This is a genomic window from Ensifer sp. Root423, assembly GCF_001426275.1.
GTDB lineage: Bacteria > Pseudomonadota > Alphaproteobacteria > Rhizobiales > Rhizobiaceae > Ensifer > Ensifer adhaerens.
Genome location: NZ_LMEG01000043.1, coordinates 282,672 through 303,667, shown reverse-complemented (window position 1 = coordinate 303,667; position 20,996 = coordinate 282,672). Strand labels below are relative to the sequence as shown.

Annotated in this window: 16 protein-coding genes; 5 read left to right on the top strand and 11 right to left on the bottom strand. The window is 64.4% G+C overall.

The genetic code is table 11. The annotated features are described in order from the left end of the window. Positions 1-18: 18 nt before the first annotated feature. The gene (locus ASD01_RS26640; protein ID WP_060644720.1) at positions 19-906 is read left to right on the top strand and encodes a helix-turn-helix domain-containing protein; all 888 of its coding nucleotides are present in this window, start codon (positions 19-21) and stop codon (positions 904-906) included. Positions 907-1,051: 145 nt separating this feature from the next. After that, a complete protein-coding gene (locus ASD01_RS26635; protein WP_060644718.1) occupies positions 1,052-2,500 on the top strand; it encodes an NCS1 family nucleobase:cation symporter-1 in 1,449 nt (482 codons plus the stop codon). Between the two features lie 47 nt (positions 2,501-2,547). On the opposite strand, the gene ASD01_RS26630 is transcribed toward ASD01_RS26635, so the two are convergent. Genes ASD01_RS26630 through ASD01_RS26610 form a run of 5 tightly spaced genes read right to left on the bottom strand, consistent with a single transcriptional unit; the run spans position 2,548 to position 7,871 of the window. Continuing rightward, on the bottom strand, positions 2,548-3,330 hold the full coding sequence (locus ASD01_RS26630; RefSeq protein WP_060644795.1) for an ABC transporter ATP-binding protein: 783 nt from the start codon (positions 3,328-3,330) through the stop codon (positions 2,548-2,550). A 7-nt stretch (positions 3,331-3,337) separates the two neighbouring features. Then, positions 3,338-4,366, bottom strand: a complete 1,029-nt coding sequence (locus ASD01_RS26625) for a FecCD family ABC transporter permease (protein WP_082584698.1) — start codon at positions 4,364-4,366, stop codon at positions 3,338-3,340. Continuing rightward, positions 4,363-5,373 (bottom strand): FecCD family ABC transporter permease, encoded by a 1,011-nt coding sequence (locus ASD01_RS26620; RefSeq protein ID WP_060644716.1) that lies wholly within the window; start codon positions 5,371-5,373, stop codon positions 4,363-4,365. The genes ASD01_RS26625 and ASD01_RS26620 overlap by 4 nt, the downstream gene beginning before the upstream one ends. After that, on the bottom strand, positions 5,370-6,734 hold the full coding sequence (locus tag ASD01_RS26615; RefSeq protein ID WP_063979537.1) for an MATE family efflux transporter: 1,365 nt from the start codon (positions 6,732-6,734) through the stop codon (positions 5,370-5,372). The genes ASD01_RS26620 and ASD01_RS26615 overlap by 4 nt, the downstream gene beginning before the upstream one ends. Positions 6,735-6,776: 42 nt before the next feature. Beyond that, complete coding sequence (locus tag ASD01_RS26610) at positions 6,777-7,871, bottom strand: ABC transporter substrate-binding protein (RefSeq protein ID WP_082584697.1); 1,095 nt, start codon at positions 7,869-7,871, stop codon at positions 6,777-6,779. Between the two features lie 98 nt (positions 7,872-7,969). On the opposite strand from ASD01_RS26610, the gene ASD01_RS26605 reads away from it, so the two are divergent. Continuing rightward, the gene (locus ASD01_RS26605; protein WP_060644714.1) at positions 7,970-8,857 is read left to right on the top strand and encodes a LysR substrate-binding domain-containing protein; all 888 of its coding nucleotides are present in this window, start codon (positions 7,970-7,972) and stop codon (positions 8,855-8,857) included. Positions 8,858-8,886: 29 nt separating this feature from the next. Here the strand turns inward: ASD01_RS26605 and olsE are convergent, their stop codons facing one another. Together olsE and ASD01_RS35790 are read right to left on the bottom strand one after the other, a co-directional pair. Beyond that, entirely contained in the window at positions 8,887-9,828 is a 942-nt protein-coding gene (gene olsE, locus ASD01_RS26600; RefSeq protein ID WP_060644712.1) for an ornithine lipid hydroxylase OlsE, read from the bottom strand. Continuing rightward, positions 9,828-10,271: a hypothetical protein gene (locus tag ASD01_RS35790; RefSeq protein WP_143556290.1), complete on the bottom strand. Its 444-nt coding sequence runs from the start codon at positions 10,269-10,271 to the stop codon at positions 9,828-9,830. The genes olsE and ASD01_RS35790 overlap by 1 nt, the downstream gene beginning before the upstream one ends. Before the next feature lie 31 nt (positions 10,272-10,302). On the opposite strand from ASD01_RS35790, the gene ASD01_RS26595 reads away from it, so the two are divergent. Together ASD01_RS26595 and ASD01_RS26590 are read left to right on the top strand one after the other, a co-directional pair. Continuing rightward, positions 10,303-11,772 carry an amidase gene (locus tag ASD01_RS26595; protein ID WP_060644710.1) on the top strand — a complete coding sequence of 490 codons (1,470 nt, stop codon included), beginning with the start codon at positions 10,303-10,305 and terminating at the stop codon, positions 11,770-11,772. Then, positions 11,757-12,422: a TetR/AcrR family transcriptional regulator gene (locus tag ASD01_RS26590; protein WP_060580992.1), complete on the top strand. Its 666-nt coding sequence runs from the start codon at positions 11,757-11,759 to the stop codon at positions 12,420-12,422. Before ASD01_RS26595 ends, ASD01_RS26590 begins: the two co-directional genes overlap by 16 nt. Here the strand turns inward: ASD01_RS26590 and ASD01_RS26585 are convergent. The 4 genes from ASD01_RS26585 to ASD01_RS26570 all read right to left on the bottom strand — a co-directional run bounded on the left by ASD01_RS26585 (position 12,407) and on the right by ASD01_RS26570 (position 20,910). Further along, a complete protein-coding gene (locus ASD01_RS26585) occupies positions 12,407-13,069 on the bottom strand; it encodes a sulfite oxidase-like oxidoreductase (protein WP_060644708.1) in 663 nt (220 codons plus the stop codon). The two genes, ASD01_RS26590 and ASD01_RS26585, sit on opposite strands and share 16 nt — an antisense overlap. Positions 13,070-13,383: 314 nt before the next feature. Continuing rightward, the gene (locus ASD01_RS26580) at positions 13,384-18,369 is read right to left on the bottom strand and encodes an autotransporter domain-containing protein (RefSeq protein ID WP_060644706.1); all 4,986 of its coding nucleotides are present in this window, start codon (positions 18,367-18,369) and stop codon (positions 13,384-13,386) included. 253 nt (positions 18,370-18,622) lie between these two features. Beyond that, positions 18,623-19,606 (bottom strand): LytTR family transcriptional regulator DNA-binding domain-containing protein, encoded by a 984-nt coding sequence (locus ASD01_RS26575; RefSeq protein ID WP_060644704.1) that lies wholly within the window; start codon positions 19,604-19,606, stop codon positions 18,623-18,625. A 548-nt stretch (positions 19,607-20,154) separates the two neighbouring features. Then, positions 20,155-20,910, bottom strand: coding sequence for an IclR family transcriptional regulator (locus ASD01_RS26570; RefSeq protein WP_060580996.1), 756 nt, complete (start codon positions 20,908-20,910; stop codon positions 20,155-20,157). Positions 20,911-20,996: the final 86 nt, after the last annotated feature.

Here is a 20,996-nt window from a genome sequence, read left to right as displayed (position 1 = left end):
GGCTTCAGGATGTGCTGCATGAGGAAGACGGTTCCGACCTACGAACTCTACGGCGAAAAGACCGGAGAACGGCCGGATTTCTGGCTGCATTGCGAGACTATTCCGTCAAGAAGCAGCCTCTACCACTGGGAGATCGGGCTGCACCGGCACGAGAGCTTCTTTCAGATCTTGTACATTGCCGGCGGCTCCGGCGATGCGGTCTTTGGCAATGCGGTCAACATGATCGAACCGCCGATGGTCATTACCGTTCCGCCGGCGCTCAGCCACGGCTTCCGCTTCTCGCGCGACATCGACGGCTTCGTCTTCACCATCCTTGCTTCGCACTTGAAGACAACGCCCGGCGAGCGCAGCCGCCTTGGCGCCTGGCTCGCCGTCCCGCACCTGATCCGGCTCGACGGCGGCGAAGATGCTGCCTACATCGCAGCAACCCTCACACGTCTTGCCAGGGAATGGGAAACCAGCCGCGGCAACCGCGCCGATCTTCTGGACGCCTACCTGACCGCCGCGCTGACGCTGACGGCCCGTCTCGACGAGACGAGCGACGACCGGGATGACAGCAGCCAGAGTGAAAACGAGCGGCGGGTCCAGCGCTTCCAGGCGCTTTTGCAGCAGCATCTCCGCTCGCATTGGCCGGCCGCCGCCTATGCCCGCGAACTCGGTCTGTCGCAAACCCATCTCAACCGGATCACGCGCGCCGTCGCCGGCCTCAGCGCCCACGAAATGATCTCGCGAAAGCTCGTCGGTGAAGCAAAGCGCGAACTCGTTTTCACCCGCGCCAGCGTCCAGGAAATCAGCTTCCGCCTCGGCTTCGCCGACCCCGCCTATTTCTCCCGCTTTTTCCTGCGCCAGACAGGCGTGACGCCCCGCGCCTGGCGGCTGGCAGAGCGCGAACGGCTTGGTGCATAAAGCGCCAGCGCAGCTTTCGGCGGCTGGCCATGCACGCCAGGGTGAGATTGTATACAATCCGAAAAAAGCTTTTTGCAACGACTCAAAACGGGAGCAGAATCAAGCTCGGGTCCGAGGGGGGCCCGGAGGAAATACGGAGGAAGACATGGCAGTACGCGATCCGTCGCCCTCGTTGTACAACGAGGATCTGGCACCGGCCGAGGAGCGCCGGTGGGGCGCTTTCAGCATCTTCAATGTGTGGACATCCGACGTGCATAGCCTGTGGGGATACTACCTCGCGGCAAGCCTGTTCCTGCTCTGCGGCAGCTTCATAAACTTCGTCATCGCGATCGGCATCGGCTCGCTGGTGATCTTCTTCCTGATGAGCCTTGTCGGCAATGCGGGCGTACGCACCGGCGTGCCCTTCCCCGTTCTCGCCCGCGCCTCCTTCGGTACCTTCGGCGCCAACGTTCCGGCGCTGGTGCGCGCCGTCGTCGCCTGTTTCTGGTACGGCGCGCAGACGGCTGCAGCGTCCGGCGCGATCGTGGCGCTTCTCATTCGCAACGAAAGCATGCTGGCCTTCCATCAAAACAGCCACATGCTCGGCCACTCGACGCTTGAGGTCATCTGCTACGTCGTCGTCTGGTCGCTGCAACTGCTTATCATCCAGCGCGGCATGGAGACCGTTCGCAAGTTCCAGGATTGGGCAGGCCCGGCCGTCTGGATCATGATGCTGATCCTCGCAGTCTATCTGATCGTCAAATCAGGCACGTTCTCCTTCGGTTCGGAAATCCCGCGCGACGTGCTCGTCGAAAAGACCAAGGACGCAGGCGTTCCTTGGGAGCCCGGCAGCTTCCCGGCGCTGGCCGCGGTCGCCGCCACCTGGATCACCTACTTCGCAGCGCTCTATCTGAACTTCTGCGACTTCTCGCGCTATGCGACCGACGTGAAGACGCTACGCAAGGGCAATCTCTGGGGCCTGCCGATCAACCTGCTCGCCTTCTGCCTGGTCGCCGGCGTGACGACGACCGCCGCCTTTGCCGTCTATGGCGAAGTGCTGCTGCATCCGGACCAGATTTCGGCGAAATTCGACAGCTGGTTCCTGGCGCTGCTTGCAGCACTTACCTTCGCCGTCGCGACGCTCGGCATCAACGTGGTGGCGAACTTCGTGTCGCCGGCCTTTGACTTTGCCAACGTCTTTCCGCGGCAGATCAACTTCAAGCGCGGCGGCTACATTGCGGCGCTGATTGCGCTCATCCTCTATCCGTTCGCCCCTTGGGAAACGGGGGCTGCGCATTTCGTCAACTTCATCGGCTCGACGATGGGGCCGATCTTCGGGGTGATGATGGTGGATTATTATTTGATCCGCCGCGGCCAGCTGAATGTCGAAGCGCTCTATCACGAGGACGGCGAGTTCCGCTTCCAGGGCGGCTGGCACGGCAGCGCGTTTATCGCCTTTGCCATCGGCGCACTGTTCTCCTCGATCCTGCCGACCTTCACCACCATCCTGCCCGCCTGGTGGGGAATCTATGGCTGGTTCTTCGGCGTCGCCATCGGCGGGGCGATCTACTACGTCTTGAGGATCGGCGCCCGCAAGCCGGCCTTTGCGGCCTGACAACTTCACAATTCGCCCGGGCCTAAGTGCACCGGGCGCATTGCCGCTCACGTGGCGATGTGGGCGTTGAAATAGACAGCGCCCGCCTGATCGCGCGGGCGCTCGAACGCGCCGCTGACCGAAAACGTCGTCTCGACGAGCCCGCTGTCGGCGAGCGTATCGGCCGTACCGCAAAACAGGGTCCGACCTTTCGCCAGCAGCACGATCCGGTCGGCAATCGCCATGGCCTGGTTGAGGTCATGGATGGCGACCACGACCGTTACCAGCCGCTCGCGGCGCAGGCGGCAAAGCAGTTCCAGCACTTCCACCTGATGACCGATGTCGAGAAACGAGGTCGGCTCGTCGAGCAGCAGGATCTCGGCTTCCTGCGCAAGCGCCGCCGCGATCCAGGCCCGCTGGCGCTCACCACCCGACAAGGCTCTCAGATCCCGATGTGCGATATCGTGCAGATCGGCGCTGTCGAGCGCCCAATCGACCGCCTGGCGGTCTGCGGTGGAAAAGCCGCCGAAGGCGCCGATATGGGCAAAGCGTCCATGCCGGACCAGCTGCTCGACCGTCATGCCCTCGGGCGAGAGCGGCGCCTGCGGCAGGAAGGAAAGCCGGCGCGCGAGCTGGCGACGCTTCCATGAGCGCACCGACCGACCATCGAGCGTCACGTCGCCGGCCTCCGGCACCGTCAATCCTGCAAGCGCATGGAGTGCGGTGCTCTTGCCCGACCCGTTGGGGCCGATCAGCGCAACGATTTCGCCGCGGCTGAGCGCGAGGGCGAAGGTCGCGAGTGCGCAATGCCCGGCATAGCGAATGGTGACGTCGGCGGCTTTGAGATGCATCACGGCCTCATCGGTAGCGGCGAAGTAGAACGAGCAGGAACGGCGCGCCTGCAAAGGCGGTGACGACGCCGATCGGAATCTCCTCGGCGCCGCCGGCTAGCCGTCCGACGAGATCGGCCGCCACGACCAGTGTCGCGCCGATGAGGGCCGTCAGCGGCAGGACCGCCGCGAAATGGCGACCGGCCAGGAACCTTGCAAGATGCGGCACCACGAGCCCGATGAAAATCAACGGACCGACGACGCCGACGGCACTGGCGGCAAGGACGCAGGCAACGGCGAGAACCAGGGTGAAATGCAGGCGATAATTCAGCCCGAAGGAGCGTGAGACGTCCTCCTCGAAGCGCAAGAGCGTCAGCGAACGGTGGAGGAACGGAAGCACAGCGAGCGCGGCGAGCGTGAACGGCAGGAGAAAGACCACATGCTCCCAGCCACGCGCATAAAGGCTGCCGGCAAGCCATTGCATGACGATCTCGAACCGGGCGCTGCCCCAACCGACGATGATGCCCATGGCAAGTGCATGCAGAAAGGCGCCGATCGCGACGCCGCACAGCGTTACGCGCAGAGCGCTCAATCCCCTGCGGACGGCAAGGCCATAAATCAGCGCCCCGGCCGCAAGCCCGCCGATGGCGCCGACCAGCGGCAGCCAGGCAACCGGCAGGGCGTAAAGCGTGTTGGCATCGGAGGCGACGCCATAGACCGCGACGAAGAGGAACAGGGTCACCGCCAGCGTCGCCCCTTGAGAAATACCCATGATGGTCGGGTCGGCCAGCGGGTTGCGCGTGACCGTCTGCAGCAGGGCACCGGCGACCGCAAAATGCATACCGGCGAGCATGCCGGTCAGGATGCGCGGGATCCGGATGGTCTCGATGATCAGCTGCGCATTGTCCGATCCGCGTCCGATGAGGACGGCGGCGACATCAGACAGAGGCAGGTCGGCGACCCCGAGCAGGCTCGCCACCAGCAGGAGGCCGGGAAATAGGGCGACCAGCAGCGCGGTATGCCGCAGCGCCGGTATTTCGGTCGTGGTCCTCGTCATCGACGCCCGCCTCCAGCACCGGGCCGCGGGCCGCGTTGGGTCAGATAGACGAACACCGGGCCGCCGATCAGAGCGGTGAAGATACTGACCGGAATTTCCCGTGGCGCGGCGACCGAGCGGGCGAGTGCGTCCGCCGTCATCAACAGGCATCCGCCAAGCGCGATATTGAGGAGAAGCGCCCAGAGCGCCGAGCCCGGCCGCAGCAGCCGGACAAGATGCGGGGCGGCCAACCCGACAAAGGCAACAGGCCCGGCAACCGGCGTTACGCCGGCAACGAGGCAGATGGCTGCGGCAAGCAGCACGAGCTTCCACAGGACGGGATTGGCGCCCATGCCGGCGGCGGCCTCGTCGCCGAGCGACAGGAGCGCGATGATGCGGTGGCAGCAAAGAGCGATGCCGAGCCCGACGACGATCCACGGCAGCATGTAGCCGACCTGCGCCCAGGATCTCCCTTGAAAGCCGCCGGAAAGCCAGAACAGCACCGAGGGCGATTGTGGCCCGCCCCGGACGAGCAGGTAAGTGGTGACCGCATTTAAGAACAGGGCGACCGTGATCCCGCCCAGCGCCAGGTGCAGCGGCGACGCCCGCCCGCCCCTTGCCGTCCACAGTGTCAGCGCGGCCGCCGCCAATCCACCGACCATACCGATTGCCGGATAGAGCGTGGAAGAAACGGCAGGAAAAAGGACGAAGCTCGCGACGATGAACGCCACGGCGCCGGCGGTGACGCCGGTGAGGTCGGGTGCGGCTAGCGGATTGCGCGTGATCGATTGCAGCAGGTAGCCCGAGACGGCGAGAGCCGCGCCTGCGAGGTAGGCGGCAATGCTTCTCGGCATGCGCAGTGTCCAGACGATGATCGAATCAGTACCGCCAGCAGGCGATGACAGTGCCGCCAGCGCCTGGGAAAGCGTCATCGGTTTTGCGCCGAAGATCAGCGCCGTCACGCTGACAATCAGCGCTACCGCCAGCAATATCGCAAACCACATCGGTGCGCGCGCCTGGTCGCTCATGGCCGTTGCTCCGAGACGTTCCCTACAGCGGTCATATCGGCCGTCGCGCGATGGAAGGCCCAGAAAAGACCGGTCGCGGCGGCAGCGAACCCAAGCCCCATGCCGAGCCAGACACCGACGGCGCCGGGAGCGAGGTGGAAACCGATGAGCCAGGCGGCCGGCGCACCGATCAGCCAATAGCTTGCAAGCGTGATCCAGAAGCCGCTCGCGGCACGGCCGACGCCGCGAAGCGCGCCGATACCGATGTTCTGCGCGAAATCGGGCAGCTGGGCGAGCGCCGCGACAGACAGCAGGGCGGACGCGGCCAGATAGGTTGCGCCCTCGGATCCGGCCGGCGACAGGGAAAACAGAGCCAGGATCTGCGCCGGCAGCAACAGGATAATCAGAGCGAAGACGGAGGCGACTGAAATGCCGAGCAGCAGCCCCGTTCCGCCGACCCGCCGCGCGCGTTCGCTGTCGCCGGCCGCAAAGGCTTCGCTGACCCCGACGGAGGTTGCGTGCGAAAGCCCGACCGACAGCATGAAGACGACATAGACGACCTGATTGACCGCCGCCTGCGCGGCGAGCGCGGCGGCACCCCAGGCCCCGACCATAAGCGTGACCAGCGCGGTGAAGCCGGCCTCGGATGCGTAGGATCCGGCTGTCGGAATGCCGATCGCAAGCAGCCGCCGGATGGCTGCGACGACCTCCCCCATCGACACGAGGCGCGAGAACGACAGCCGCCGGTGCGTTATCCAGGCTATGGCAGCGAACTGTGCCAGGAAGGCGAGCGTGCTTGCGGCTGCGACGCCCGGAACGCCGAGCCTCGGCAGGCCGAACGTGCCGAACAGCAGGCCATAGTCGAGCAGGGCATTGATCAGAATGGTCGCGAGCGTGATCGTAAGTAGGACATTCGCCTGACGCCGGCCGACGACGACGCCACGATAGGCGTAAAAGCAGAAGAGCGGGATGATGCCGGGCGCCAGAAACATTAGATACTCGCGCGCAAGCTCGACGACGCCGGCATCCTGTCCGAGCCAGCGCAGGCCGCTGCCGCCGATCATCATCAACGCTGCCGAAATCAGCCCGGCAACGGCAGCGATGCTCAGCGAACCCAGCAAATGAGACGGCGCCACCTTTTCGCCGGATGCCTCGGCAACGAGATTCGACGTGCCGACGATCAGACCGAAGCCAATCGTGCGCAGCAGATTGAACACGGCGAGCCCGAGTGCGGCAGCCGCAAGCGCCTCGCCACCGACCCAGCCGAGCATCAGCAGGTCGGTGGTCGAGATTGCGACCTGCGCCAGCTGTACCAGCGCCAGCGGCGTTGCCAGCCCGACGATGCGGTGCGCTTCGGAAACTGCAGGACGGTTACGGGGCATGAGAATTTGCCGGCCCCGCAAGTGCAAGGGCCGGTTCACCTGTTACTGGATTGAGGCGGGGATGAACTTGCGGGCCTCCGCCTTCACGTCGATGGCTGGAAAGGCATCGGGATAGAGCAGATGCGCTGCCTCGCGCAGTACCATCTGGCGGGCGATCGGCCCGTGCGCCTCAACCCAATGGTCGCCGACATAGTGCACGCGTGCGTTCTTCACCGCCGAGAGCTGCTGCCAGATCGGATTGTTTTCCTGAGGGCGGTCCGGGCCGTAGTCATAGACGAAGATGACTTCCGGATCCTGCTCCAGCAGGGTTTCGAGGCTCATTTCCATGCCCCAGTTCCCGGGAACGGACGGCGTCGGGTTCTGACCGGCGATGTTGTCGCCACCAAGCGCCACCAGGATGGCGGCAGTCATGTTTTCCGATCGAAAGACCCAGGGAATGTCCCCGCCCCACATCACCACGAAACGCGGGTGCTTGTCCTTCGGCGCCTTCGCTGCAAAGGCCTCGAGGTCGCTCTTGAAGGCGGCGTTGATCTCCTGCCCGCGTTTCGGCTGGCCAAGGATCGTCGCCAGTTGCGCAATGGTGCGGTCGCTGTCGGCGTAGAGTTCAAGGTCGTAGGCGAGATAGGGCGCGACCTTCTCGTATTGGGCAGCATTGCCTTCGGTGTAGCGGCGGATCGCGACCGTGAGGTCCGGTTTTGCCTCCGCGAGCAGCTCGATGTTCGGGGTGGCGCGCTGGCCGATCTGCTTGACGCCATCGACGTGGCCGCCGAGGAAATCGGGATGACGGCCTTCCACCATGTAGGTCGTCGCAACCGGCGTCAGCCCGAGGGCGAGCGCGACATCCGCGGCGAAATAGGAAACGGAGGCGACCTTCTGTGCCTTCGCCGGAATGGTGACCGCCACACCGCGATCGTCGATCACGTTGAAGGTAACGGCGTCTTCGGCACCGGCACCGGTCGCCTGGCCGAGCACGCAGCCTGCAAGAACGACGGCGCCGATGAAGGCCGAAAGCCGGTAGCCACGGCCGTCACCGCACGGCTCGCCGCTTGCGGCAGACACATGCCGAAGATCGCCGGCAGCGTCTGCGCGCCGCTGCGGCCCGCCGAACCTCAGACGAAGAAAACGCGCGATCGCCATCAACAAACCTCCCGACATCAGGCTTCCTGCCTTCCAATATGGAGGATTGTTGATATTTATGGTCAAGTTATTTGCAAGCGAAAGGTTCTCACGCCGGCATGAAAAAATCGCAAGCCAAACGCTTCAAGCTTCCGCCGCTCAGTGTGCTGCCGGCCTTCTCGGCGACGGCGCGCACGGGTAGCCTGACGCTCGCAGCCGCGGAGATGCACCTGACGCCGGGCGCGGTCAGCCGCCAGATCAAGGCACTTGAAGACGCACTGGGCACGCCGCTTTTTCACCGCAGCCACAATGCGACTGCGCTGACGGCCGCCGGGCGACAGTTCCTCACCCACGTGAACGGGGCGCTCGCCACCCTTGAGACGGGCGCGCGCGCGGTCAGCCCCGAACGCTCGTGCCTGGTGATCCAGGCGCCGATCACCATTGCCCGCCGTTGGCTGATCCCCCGGATCGGTTCCTACCGGCAGGCGCATCCGAGCGAAGATCTCGTCATCCAGTCCCTGGCGCTGGGTGCTGCCGAACCGGCGGATATCACGATCACCTATCGCCGCTGCGGCGACAGCGACGATCACGCGCTGGCCTTTCTGGTGGACCGCACGCTTGCGGTGTGCTCGCCGCAGTTCTTTGCGCGATCGGAACGCGAACTCGACGCCCGCGACGTGCTCGGCCTGCCGATCCTTCTCGATACGGCCGACGCCTGGTCCTGGCGGCGCTGGTGCGATGCGGCTGCGATCCCTTTCGAGCCGAAGGGCGGCAGCATCGGCTTCGACACGGACGAGGCCGCAATCGACGCCTGCATTTCCGGCCTAGGAATTGCTCAGGTCAGCCCGGCCTTCATCGAGAAGGAGCTGCGAAGCGGCCAGCTGATCGCGCTTTGCCCATCGATCTCGCCGATCGTCGGCGCGTATGAGATCGCGAGGCGCGCGCCGTCAGGCACGCCGGACAGCTTTTCCACATGGCTTTCCCAATGGGGCCACGCGGAAATCTAGCCGGGAACGCTACTCCGCACGCGACGCCGTCATGAGCTTTTCTTCGGGAGGCCGAGGATTTCGCGTACGCCGTTCTTGGTGAAGGGCTGCGCCAGTTGTGCCAGGAAGCCTCGGGCGATCTGGCCCTTGATGCCGATGTTAGTGGAGGACGGACGGTCAGGGTTGTAGTATGTGCCGAACAAAAGGTCCCAGACCACGACGTTCTCGCCGTAGTTCATGTTGCCCTCGCGAAGGTCCTTCGAGTGATGCCAGCGGTGCAGCCGCGGCGTGCTGAAGAGATAGTCGAAGGGGCCGGTGCGCATATCGACGTTGCAATGGGTAAGAATGCCCATGAAGGCCGTGACCGCGCCGAGCCACCAGAAAACGTGCAACGGAGCGCCCAGGCAATAGAGCGGGATCTGGCTCATGGCGATCTTGAACAGCGAATCGGCCACGTGGAAGCGGCCGGTATTGATGACCCAGAGCCGAACGACGCTGTGATGCAGCGCGTGAAACCGCCAGAAGAACAGCTTTTCGTGGGCGATCCGATGCGACCAATAGAGGCCGAATTCGGCAACGACCACGGCGATAGCCACCTGAAACACCATCGGCCAATCCGATGGCCAGAGACCAAACTTGAGCGCTGCGAGCGGCTGCAGGATGTTGGCGGCATACATGGGAAAGACGGCGGCGATCAGGCCAGCCGCCTGCAGCAGGCCCTTCGTCGCCAGCGTGTGGCCGATATCGTTCACCGTTTCGCCATCCGATTGCAGCCAGCCCCGCTCGTAGGGAATGTAGCGTTCGAGAAGAAACAGGATGAAGACGGCAGCCGCATAGACCGCCACGAATCCGACCATCGGTTTCGCGCTCGCGAACGCGTAGTAGGCGCCGAGCAGTCCACCGAAAAACACCAGCGGCCAGGACAGATACCCAAGCACTAATCTGAAAACCTGTCCGAGCCTCGACACGGTGGCTCTGCGCTCTGCCTTCATCAACGATGCTCCATCCATTCAAGCAGTTCCCGGCATGTGCGCGGCCGGCCGTCGCTGACGCGTCCGTTGCTGCATGCATCCAGGCGATGGTCCTGCTCGGACCAGCCGCCTCGTCCATGCCGGTACATGCGTCTGATCTCGGCGCAGGTTCGCGGCGTTCCATCACTTAGCCGACCATCACGACAGGGATCGTACAAAGGCTGCACGGTCCGATACGGATTGTCCGCAATCCACATTCCCTTTTCTTCGGCATGGCTCGGGCTCGCGCTGAAGAGGATCATCCACATCGGTAAAATGGCCAGGCGCATCGACAACGTCCTTTGTTGAAACGTTGCACGAGCTTTGCGGGGGGTGGGTTGCACCAGCATTGCAGGAGACGGGAAGATGCAATCAGTTGCTGGAGGATGCAACCGCCCATTGACGATGAAAAAAGAATCTATCATTCTCTTTTCATCGTCAATGGAATCTGGACAGATGCGCGCGCCCAATCCCGAATTTTCGCAACAGGAAACGGACGACTTTTCCGCGCTGGACGCAACGGAACAGGCGCGTCTCGTCTCGACGGGCCAAGCCTCGCCGCTCGAACTCGTCGATGCCGCCATCCGGCGCATCAAGCGGATCGAGCCGCACGTCAACGCCCTTGCATCCACGGATTTCGACCAAGCGCGCAACTGCGCCGGAGCTCTTCGGCCGCACGCGGACATGCCGTTCCCGGGCGTACCGACCCTGCTCAAGGATCTGCTTGCCTACCCCGGCCATCCGGCCGGCTTCGGCTCTCGCCTCTTCAAGGGACAGCCCGCCCAAGGCGGATCGGATTACACGGACGCAATCGACAAGGCCGGTCTGATCGTTCTTGGAAAGACGACCACATCGGAGTTCGGCCTGCTCGGCACCACCGAAACCCTCGCCCATGGCGCGACGCGCAACCCCTGGAATTTTGCCCTTTCGACCGGCGGCTCGTCCGGCGGCGCGGTGGCGGCCGTTGCCTCCAGCATGGTGCCTATCGCCCACGCGTCCGACGGCGGCGGCTCGATCCGTGGCCCCTCCTCCTTCTGCGGGCTATTCGGTTTCAAGCCGAGCCGGGACCGCACGGTGAATGCCGGCCTGCCGCCGGCGATGCCGACGGCGCGGCTGATCAGCGACCATTGCGTCAGCCGTTCCGTGCGCGACAGCGCCGCGTGGCTGGCGGCGACCGAGCGGCAGGACCTGGCGCGGCCAATGCCTGCGATCGACGATATGCGCCGCGGCCCGCAGAAGCGGCTGCGCATTGGCGTCTATCGCCATGATGTTTTCGGGCGCGGCGTGTCTGAAGCGGTCGAGGACGCGCTCAACGCGGCGATCACGTTGTGCACGGTTTTGGGGCACGAGGTCGTCGAATGCGCGGGGCCTGACGTCAACGCGCAGGAAACCAGCCGCGCCTTTTTCAATCTGACCGGGATCGTTCTGTCCGGCCTGTTCGACCAGGTCGCGGCCACAATGGGCGGCGCCTTCGACGAGACCTTGTTCGAGCCCTACACGGTCGAGCTCGTCCGCCGCGCGAGGCGGCTGCCGGAGGCGGCAATCATGGAGGCGATCGGCGCGACGAAGAGGGCCGAGGCGAGCGCAAATCAGACGATCTCCGGCTATGACGTGCTGCTTTCGCCCACCGTCCCCTTCACGGCCTTTCCGCTGGGGACGCAAGGACCGACCGAGGATGCAGACCAACTCATCGCGTTTACGGAACGCCTCGCCGGCTTCACCAATGTGGCGTCCTTTGCCGGATGGCCCGCCATGTCGGTGCCGCTTTGCTGGTCGCGCGAGGGGCTGCCGGTCGGCTGCCATTTCGCTGCAGCAACGGGCGAGGACGCGCTGCTCTTCTCACTCGCCTTCCAGCTGGAAGAAGCTGCCCCCTGGCAACCAAGGCTCACCGAGCTTGCAGAAAGGCTCGCATGCCCCAGCGCCTGAAGCAGGAAGTGCGCGAGCGTCTGCTTGCGGCAGCGGCAGCGGTGTTTGCCGAGCAAGGGTTCGAAAAGGCCCGGCTGGCCGATGTGGCGGAACGGGCGGGTACGAGTTCGAGCAACATCTACAAGTACGTCGCCGACAAGGAAGCGCTGTTTTATGAGATCGTGACACCGGCGCTCGCCGGGCGATTGTTGCGCCTGCTGCGCGCCCGTGTACGAGAACTGCGATCGATCGGCGATTGGCTGCAGGCCGATGCTTCCGGATCCGAACGTGCCCGGGCGCTGCTGTCCTTCTGGATCGACCAGCGGCTCGTGGTGCTGATCCTGCTTCGCGGGGCCGATGGGACGCGCTACGCCCATGTCCGCAAGCTGATGATCCGGGAGATGGTGCGGCTGGCTTCCGGCTACCTGACCGACAATGGCGGCGAGCAAGCCCTGACGCCTTTGATGGGTTTCATGCTCGAGCGAACCTTCACTCGAACGCTGGACACCATTGCCGATACGCTCAGCGAATACAGCGACGCCCCGTCTATCCAGTCGGCCATTTCGCTCTTCTGGCGCTACCAGCTTGCGGGGCTGCAATCGCTTCTGGACCCGGACGCGTTGGGCGGTGATCGTCAAGCCTTCACAGGCCCCGATCAGTCGTCCGAATAGCGCTCCTCGCGCCACGGGTCGCCGCGCATGTGGTAGCCGTTCCGCTCCCAGAAGCCGGGCATGTCGCCTTCGCGAAAATCGATACGCGTCAGCCACTTGGCACTCTTCCACAGATAAAGATGTGGAACGACGAGCCGCATCGGTCCGCCATGGGTGCGGCCGATCGGTTGGCCCTCCCAGTCGGTCGCAAGGATCGCGTCTTCGGAGGCGAAATCCGCAAGCGGCATGTTCGTGGTGTAGCCGTCATAACTCGTCAGCATGACATGGCTCGCCTCGGCCTTCGGCATCACCTGGTCGAGCAGATCACGTGTGGTCACGCCTTGCCAGCGGTTGTCGTAGCGCGACCACGTCGTCACGCAATGCATGTCGGAAAGACGGTTGCTCTGCGGCAAAGCCTTGAAGGCGGCCCAGTCGAGCGACAGGGGATGCTCGACGTGACCGGTGATATCGAGCCGCCAGCTTTCCGTCCGGATGATCGGCTGCTGGCCGAGGTCGAGCACCGGCCAGTCCTTGACCAGATGTTGCCCGGGCGGAAGGCGCTCGTCCTCGGGGCGCACGATCCGCCCCGTCAGGAACTTGCCATCGGCGGCCCAGCGCCGCTTCGTCGTCGTGAGCTTGGTTTCCGGCGGCTGCGTATCGTCAGTCATAGTGGTCCACTCCCAGCCCGAATTCACACCCCAGGCGAGATAGAAAGCGTGTCGGGGCGTGGCGTCAAGCGCAAGGATGCGGCCGGCGCTATCTCAGTACGCCGCGCAAGGCTGCTTGTATCTCCTTGAGCAGCGGCAGATAACGCCAGACCATCCCCGTCGCGGCGACGTGCGGAGCGGGTGAAGCGTGGACGCATGGCCGCTGGCGTGCCGCATCCATACGCACATCAAGCCAGCCTTGAAAAGCCAAACGGGCCCCCTGCCAAGGTCACCCATGACCCGGACAGGCGGCCGCTTGGGTCGACTGCGTCCAATCAGAACTTGACGCTCAGATTTGCCTTGACGCTCTGGTCGCTGACGCCGCCGCCGAATTGGCCTGTGTAGGTCAAGCCGAGGGTCGCCTCCGGCGCGACGGCGAAATCGAGGCCGGCTTCGAGCACCGCTGTGTTTTCGGCGATCGGGACGCCGGCGATGACAAACGTGCTCGCCGGCGAGAACCCGTTCGACGACAGCGGCAAGGTGTCGCCGAAGGCATGTCTCCAGCCGATGGTGCCACGGGCCGTCGCCAGCACGCCGCCAAGGTCGAAGCTGGACGCCGCGCGAAGACCAAGGGTCGTAAACGTCGTTTCCTGCGACGCGTCCTTGCCGAAGAGCGCGGCGGCTCCACCCCGCTCGGCAAAGCCGTCGCGATTGAGATGCACATAGGCCAGGTTGGCAAACGGCTCCAGATCAACCGAGCCGGCCGTGAACGCATAGGCGAACTCGCCGAAGACCTGGCCCGTCCCGGCGCTGTAGTCGGCATCGAGGCTGTCCGTGAAGCCCGGGAACGAAACGGTGCGGTTCGTCTCGATATCGTGCCAGCTATAGGCGGCGCCGGTTCTAAGCGACGCATCGCCCCAACGTCCGCCGGCATAGATGCCCAGATGATAGTTGTCGGAGGTTGCCGAGGAGAACCGCGCGTCGATGTCCATCGAGGAACGCGAGTAGCCGGCAAGCGCGCCTACGGTCCATTCGTCCACCTGCGTATCCGCACCGACGAAGAAGCCGCCGATGGAGCGATCCGCCTTGGCGGCATTGCCGTCACCGTCGATCCGCCCCCAGGAACCGAAGCCCTGGCTCCACAGAGCAAGTTCGCCGCTGTCGATAGCGCCGGTGATCTCGCTCGATTGCTTCGCCGCCACGGTGCCGAGCACAGTGCGCAGACGATCGTTCGCGGCATCACGCAGGAACCGGCTGTCCTCGATCAGGATCGACTGGAACGAGCTGTGCACTTCGCCGGAAAGCAGATCGAAGGCCGTGCGCGCCGCCTCGGGCGTTGCGGCAAACGCCACCGCGTTGAAGATGGGGTTGGCAAAACCGAGCCCTTCGACACCGACGCTGGTGGCGGTCTGGTTGCGGGTCTGGCCGACGCTTGCAAAGCTGATATCGTTGCGGGTCAGCTTGAGCGAAAGGTCGTTGCCGTCGCCGCCGCTGTAGTCGACGGTCGGATCGAGGAACACCAGGTTGTCGACGATCGACGCAAAGGTGCCGGTGATCGTGCCGGAACTCGTCTTGTCGATGAGGATGAACGGGCCATTGACCGGGTTCCAGCTCGACGCCGTGTTGGGCGAAAGCAGGAGATCAAGGGTCCCACCGGAGATGTCGACGCTGCCCGAAACGACCAGCTTATCGGTGGCGGTGGGCGAGCCTTCGATCTGCAGAACCCCGTTGTTGGTGTAATTGCCGGCGATCGTCTGCGTGCCGATCGAGTTGCCCGGAGCGTGGACGCCGCCAGCCTGGATGGTCGTGTTGCCAAGCGTGCCGGTGCCGCCAAGACGCGCTCCGCGCCGGATCGTGGTCAGGCTGGAGTTCGCGAGCGAACCGTTGACGATCAGTTCGCCCGAGGTGATGTCTGTCGCGCCGGTAAAGGTGTTTGCGCCTGTCAGGGTCAGCTTGCCCGTGCCCGCCTGGGTCAGCGTGCCGTTGCCCGAGACCGCGCCGGCATAGGTCACGTCGTTCGAGCGGTTGTAGATCAGCGCGCCGTCGTTGGTGATCGAGCCGACGAATTTGCCGGTTCCGCCGATCCAGCCGGTCGTGCCGCCGTTGCCGAGTTGCAGCGTGCTGCCGGTGCCGATCGTCACCGCACCCGATGTGCTGTTGTTGGCCGTGAGCGTCAGCGTGCCCGCTCCGATCTGCGAGAACGACCCGGGGCCGGTGATCGAGCCGGCATAGGTCGAATTGGCCGAGCTGTTGAAGACGAGGGCACCGTAGTTGGTGACATTGGATGCGAGGGAACCACCCGCGCCGCCATCGCCGATCTGCAGCGTCGCCCCCTGGGAAATGCCGGCGCCGCCGGTAAAGCCGTTGGTGCCACTCAAGACCTGCGTGCCGGCACCGATCGAGATGCCACCGGTACCGTTGATCGTGCCCGAGAACGTGCCGGTCGCGTTATTGATGATCAGCGTTTTGCTACCGAGCACAACCTGCCCACTGCCGGCAAGCGACTTGACCTGTGCGGAAGCCGCAGCCGAGACGTCGAAGGTGCCATCGGCCGTCAAACCGCTCGAGGCGTTGATCCGACCCTGACCCGAAAGCGCGAGCGTGCCGCCGGCTCCGATGCTCGTCGCCCCGGTATAGGTGTTCATGCCCGTCAGCGTCAGCGTGCCGTTGCCCACCTTGTTGAGGCCGCTGCCGGTCGCGCCATCCTGCAGCACCGAGCCGATCGTGGTTGCGACGCCGTTGCCGACATTGATCGTCGCCGCCGTGCCGCTTGCCGGATTGAAGCTGAGCACCCCGCCATTGATGGTGTAGCCGCTGCCATCGTTGGTCGCGGAGAACTGCAGCGTATCGAAGCTCTGTGTGCCGACAACATTGACGGTGCCGCCGGCGGCACCGGCAAAGACGCCGACAGAGCCGCCGAAGCTGCCGTTGATGTTGGCGCGCCCCGGAGCGCCGGTCCAGTTGGTGCCACCAGACGTCCAGGTGCCGGTACCGCCGTTGACGGTACCGTTGCCCGTCGTGTCGCCGCCATCCCAGAAGTGCATCGTCTGGCCGGCGCCGAGCACCGACAAATTGACCTGCTTGGCAATGCCGGTCTGGACCTGTTGGCTGGCGATCGTGAAGCTAGGAACCGTCGACGTCGCGGTCGTCGTCGCAAAACTGCCCGACAGCGCGCCGTCATATTCGAACAGCCGGTAGTAACCGGCCGATGCCACCTGCGCGTTCAGTGCGCCGCCGAGCGTCAGGTTGCCGCCGACCTTCACCAGATCGTTGCTGCCGACGCTGCCGACGAGCCCAGGCGTATTGAGCTCGAAAACCGAATTGGAGCCGGCATTGAGCGTCAGATCGCCACCGATCGTGATTGTGCCCGGGCTGTTGCCGGCCGAGAGCGTGCCATCGACGACGACGCTGCCGCCGATCCTGCCCGATCCCCCGAGCGTACCGCCGGTGCCGACATTGACGTTGCCGCCAAGCTGGCCGTTGACATAGGTCGTGCCCGACGTCACCGACGTTGCTCCAGCGAACAGCGAACTATCCCCCGTCAGCGTCAGCTTGCCCGTTCCCGCCTGCGAAATCGTGCCGGTGCCCGAGACCTTGCCGGCATAGCTGACATTGTTCGAGCGGTTGTAGACCAGCGCGCCATTGTTGGTGATCGAGCCGACAAAGTTCCCCGTGCCGCCGATCCAGCCTGTGGTGCCACCATTGCCGAGCTGCAGCGTGCTGCCTGTGCCGATCGTCACCGCTCCGCGCGTGCTGCTGGTCGCCGTCAGCGTCAGCGTGCCGCTGCCGATCTGCGAGAATGTGCCGTTGCCGGTGATCTCGCCGCCATAGGTCACGTCATCGGAGCGGTTAAAGATCACCGAGCCGCCGTTGGTAATGTTCGACACGAGCGAGCCACCCGTGCCGCCATTGCCGATCTGCAACGTCGCGCCAGTATTCGTACCTGCGCCACCGGCAAAGGTATTGGTACCCGTCAGGACCTGCGTGCCGGCCATGACATTGATGCCACCGGTGCCGTTGATCGCGCCCGAGAACGTACCCGTGGCGTTGTGGATGATCAGATATTGACTTCCAAGCGTGACCTGTCCGCTGCCGGCCAGCGACCTGACCTGTGCAGAAGCGGCGGCGGAAACGTCGAAGGTGCCGTTCACCGTCAATCCGCTGGAGGCATTGATGCGTCCCTGGCCCGATAGCGCCAGCGTACCGCCCGCCCCGATGCTCGTCGCCCCGGTATAGGTGTTCATGCCCGTCAGCGTCAGCGTGCCGCTGCCGGATTTGATGAGCGAGCCGTCGCCCGTAATCGTATTGTTGATCCTGCCGTTGCTGTTCTGGTCGATCGTCAGGCTGGCGGTATTGTTGATCGCGATGTTGCCGGAAAGACCCGGGTTCGCCGCAGAGAACCGGAACGTGTTGGCGCCGCCATCGAAGGTCATGGCGTTGGCGGTCCCGCCATTGCCGCCGATGATCGAACCGGATGCGCCGAGAGTCACGTCCAGGTTTCGACCGAAGATCCCAGCTCCGTGCACGCCGCCGGTCCCGCCGGTTCCAACCACACCGCCCGTCACGCTGCCGCTGTTGATGATCACCGTGCCGCCGTTCAGCGCGCTGATGCCGTGACCGCCGTCGCCATTGAACTTTTCGAGAATGTGACCGCCGGCGCCGGCATTGCCGCCGTTGCCGGCCGTGACGTTCGTGTTCACCGTCAATGTGCCGCCACCGACGAGCGCCGCGCCGTCGCCACCGTCGCCGCCGCTGCCACCGATACCGATAGCCCCCGACGCTGCCCCGCCAGCACCGCCGTGTCCGCCCCGCCCACCGGAAACTGCCGGTCCGGTTATGCTCTCCGTTCCCCCGGCGGCAACAATCCGGCCGTATCCGCCGGCCCCGCCGCCACCGCCGTCCCCGTTCGGAGACGTGCCTCCATCGCCACCGCGGCCAGCGACATTGCCGACGCTGCCGTGCGCACCGCCGCCGCCACCCGCACCGCCGCCAAAGTCGCTGCCGTTGCCGATGCCGCTTCCGCCGGTTCCTCCGTTCGGGCTGCCGCTGGTGCCGCCGGCACCACCAGTGCCGCCAACCCCGGCGCCGCTCTGGCTTCCCGCGCCACCGGCCGCACCCGGCCCGCCGCCGCCGCCGCCGTTTCCGCTATCGATGGCATCGCCGCCGGGCGTTCCCTGCAGGTTGCCGTCGACGCTGCCGCCGGCGCCGCCCCAACTCCCGCCGGTGCCGCCCTTGCCTGCCGCATGCGCGACCGGAACGGACGCGACCATGCCGAGAGCAAGGCCGGTGGCTGCGAACAGCCACAGAGCGGTGCTGTTCATCAGCAAGCGCCGGCTACTGGTTACCGAACGACGCGTCGTCCGCCGCCGATCGTTGCGCGCTTCGCTCTCACGTCCGCTTCCCAAGCCCTGATTCTGACAATTGATCTTTTTCAAAGGCTTGCCCCCGCCATCGTTCAAAAATGTCCCAGGAAGCTCGCTTGCATAGCAACCCTACAGCGGCAACGCCTTATCGACGAAACAACCTACGGGTTCGACGAAGCGACAAACCCCGATATCAGCCTCTGTGGAAAATTCAGATGCCGAGACGACTGCGCAATTCCTGCCTGTAGGGGCGGGACACGGTCCAGGATTCGTCTGTTCTGCGCAGACGCACGACCCAGGCCTGTTTCGTCGGACCGGAATGACGGTCCAGCTCGGTCACGTGCGACAGGTTGACCACCGCGGTCCGATGGATGCGCAGGAAGTTCGCCTTGGGCAAAAGGCCGATCCAGAATGAAAGCGGACGAAGATCCAGCACCGCGGCTTCGTCCTTCAGCCAGACCTGGGTGTAGTCCTTGGCAGAGCGAAGCCCGACGATCGCAGACAGCGGCACGCCGCGGGTGCGTCCCGGCATATGCAGATGGACGAGCGCGCCTATCTCTGCCGACGTCGTTGCGCCAGCATCGTCCCGGTCGCCATATGTCCGCGTGCGCCCGTAGCGCGCGATCCCGATCAGCTTTGCACAGCGGACGAGCTGGTGGATTTCTTCGACCGGCCACCGACGCACCGCCCGCGTCGCATCGAAACCGATGCAGCCACGCAACGTGCCCTCGTGAAAAACCGGGACGCAGAGAACGCTCTTGTCATTCTGGCGAAGCATTTCCGCCTGAAGCGCCCGCGCCGGACGCGGTAGCCTTGCGACATCGTTGATCATGACCGCCTTGCCCGCCACCAGCCACTGATGGAGCCAGCCGATCATCGTCATCGGCGTCTGCTGCAGGTCCCCGACATGTGACGACACCTCGCCTCGCACCCATTCGTCAGTGTTGCGGAAGCGCAGAAGATCGTCGGTGTATTCGAACATCCACGCCCGGTCGGCGCCGGCAAGCTTGCCGGTTTCCTCCAGGATCGCGGCGATCGCCGCGTTGGCCGGAGAACCGATGAGGTGGGTGGCGGCCAGATAGGCCCAGTCTCGTGTGGGCTGCGCCACGGCGGGGCAAGGCGGCTCGTTCGTCGCGATCAGTTCGTAGGGCGGCAGGCCTATGGAATGATCGGACCGGTGCAATTGCTCATTCATGACGCTCGATATGGAAAGGCGAAAAGGGATCGCTCAGCAAAAATTCGGGTTTCCCGGCGGTCCGGGTCGCAACAATGACAGCAACGCCCAGACATCGCCGAGAGCGGCGCTGGACAAAATTCGACAAATACCTGGCTCTTGCGGCGCGATGGCCCCCTCCATCGTCCTGTGCCGGCGTTTCTCACCGCCAGCACCACCCGCGTGGACCACTAAAATTTGTAGGTTAAATAAATGCAAGCGTAAACTGCATCGCCCGGTGGCTCATTTTTGGGTATTCCGGCCGTTCGGTCGCTACCCAAATCTGTGCTTGCCGATGGAATGAGCTGCAGACCAAGCGGTCCGGAGCAGATGAACGGCCTTGGCGCCAATGGAACGGCCTGACACGAGACGACGTGCACAGACCCAAGGGTGCCCATACTCAAATCCCCCATGCTCGTTGCCAGCCGTTCCGATCACCATCAATCGGCGCCAGCAAGGACCAGGTCCTGCGGTGCTGGCGTGCTTCCAACGCGCGACAGCAAAACATCAAGCGCCGACGCAGGGAGCTGTTATCTCAGCACCAGCCGGAGCGCCCCTTGCGTTTCCTTGAGCAGCGGCAGGTAACGCTCAACCATCTCCGCTGCGGCCACGTGGGCTGCCGGCGCGCCGATGTTTAGCGCCGCAACGATCCGGCCGCGGTCGTTTTCGAGCGGCACTGCGATCGAACAGAGACCGAGTTCGAGTTCCTGATCAATCAACGCATAGCCCTGGTCGCGCACACGGCGAAACTCGGCGATCAGGTCCTCCGGATCGGTCTTCGTATAGGGCGTGTTTGCCTTGAGGTTCGATCGGGCAAGGATCTCTCGTGCCTCATGCTCCGGCAGTGCCGCGAGCCATACCCGCCCCATGGAGGCGCAATAGGCCGGCAGGCGCGACCCCGTCGTCAGGTTGATCGACATCACCCGCTTTTGCGAGGCGCGGGCGATGTAGACGATCTCGGTTCCATCCAAGACCGAGGCCGAGGCGCTCTGCCCGGCGCGGTCGGACAATTGGTCGAGATAAGGTTGGATGATCGTCGGCAGCGGCGTTGCCGAGAGATAGGCATGGCCAAGGCGCAGGATCTTCGGCGTCAGCGCGAAGAACTTGCCGTCATAGTCTGCATAGCCGAGCTCGGAGAGGGTCAGCAGCGACCGGCGCACCGTCGCCCGGTCAAGCCCGGTAATCCTTGACGCCTCGGCAATCGACAGTTTCGGCCGGGTTTCATCGAAGGCTTCGATCACTGCCAACCCGCGCGCAAAGCCGCTGACGAAGTCCGTTTCCCGCATCCTTGCCTCCCAAATCATCGCCAACGATTTTGTGCGATATACGAACAAAAGTCAAATATCGCACAAAATAATTGACCGAGCGTTTC

Coding starts and splice junctions, on each gene's coding strand:
- ASD01_RS26640 (WP_060644720.1), top strand. CDS start 19: ATGAGGAAGACGGTTCCGACCTACGAACTCTACGGCGAAAAGACCGGA.
- ASD01_RS26635 (WP_060644718.1), top strand. CDS start 1,052: ATGGCAGTACGCGATCCGTCGCCCTCGTTGTACAACGAGGATCTGGCA.
- ASD01_RS26630 (WP_060644795.1), bottom strand. CDS start 3,330: ATGCATCTCAAAGCCGCCGACGTCACCATTCGCTATGCCGGGCATTGC.
- ASD01_RS26625 (WP_082584698.1), bottom strand. CDS start 4,366: ATGACGAGGACCACGACCGAAATACCGGCGCTGCGGCATACCGCGCTG.
- ASD01_RS26620 (WP_060644716.1), bottom strand. CDS start 5,373: ATGAGCGACCAGGCGCGCGCACCGATGTGGTTTGCGATATTGCTGGCG.
- ASD01_RS26615 (WP_063979537.1), bottom strand. CDS start 6,734: ATGCCCCGTAACCGTCCTGCAGTTTCCGAAGCGCACCGCATCGTCGGG.
- ASD01_RS26610 (WP_082584697.1), bottom strand. CDS start 7,871: ATGGCGATCGCGCGTTTTCTTCGTCTGAGGTTCGGCGGGCCGCAGCGG.
- ASD01_RS26605 (WP_060644714.1), top strand. CDS start 7,970: ATGAAAAAATCGCAAGCCAAACGCTTCAAGCTTCCGCCGCTCAGTGTG.
- olsE (WP_060644712.1), bottom strand. CDS start 9,828: ATGAAGGCAGAGCGCAGAGCCACCGTGTCGAGGCTCGGACAGGTTTTC.
- ASD01_RS35790 (WP_143556290.1), bottom strand. CDS start 10,271: ATGATAGATTCTTTTTTCATCGTCAATGGGCGGTTGCATCCTCCAGCA.
- ASD01_RS26595 (WP_060644710.1), top strand. CDS start 10,303: ATGCGCGCGCCCAATCCCGAATTTTCGCAACAGGAAACGGACGACTTT.
- ASD01_RS26590 (WP_060580992.1), top strand. CDS start 11,757: ATGCCCCAGCGCCTGAAGCAGGAAGTGCGCGAGCGTCTGCTTGCGGCA.
- ASD01_RS26585 (WP_060644708.1), bottom strand. CDS start 13,069: ATGACTGACGATACGCAGCCGCCGGAAACCAAGCTCACGACGACGAAG.
- ASD01_RS26580 (WP_060644706.1), bottom strand. CDS start 18,369: ATGAACAGCACCGCTCTGTGGCTGTTCGCAGCCACCGGCCTTGCTCTC.
- ASD01_RS26575 (WP_060644704.1), bottom strand. CDS start 19,606: ATGAATGAGCAATTGCACCGGTCCGATCATTCCATAGGCCTGCCGCCC.
- ASD01_RS26570 (WP_060580996.1), bottom strand. CDS start 20,910: ATGCGGGAAACGGACTTCGTCAGCGGCTTTGCGCGCGGGTTGGCAGTG.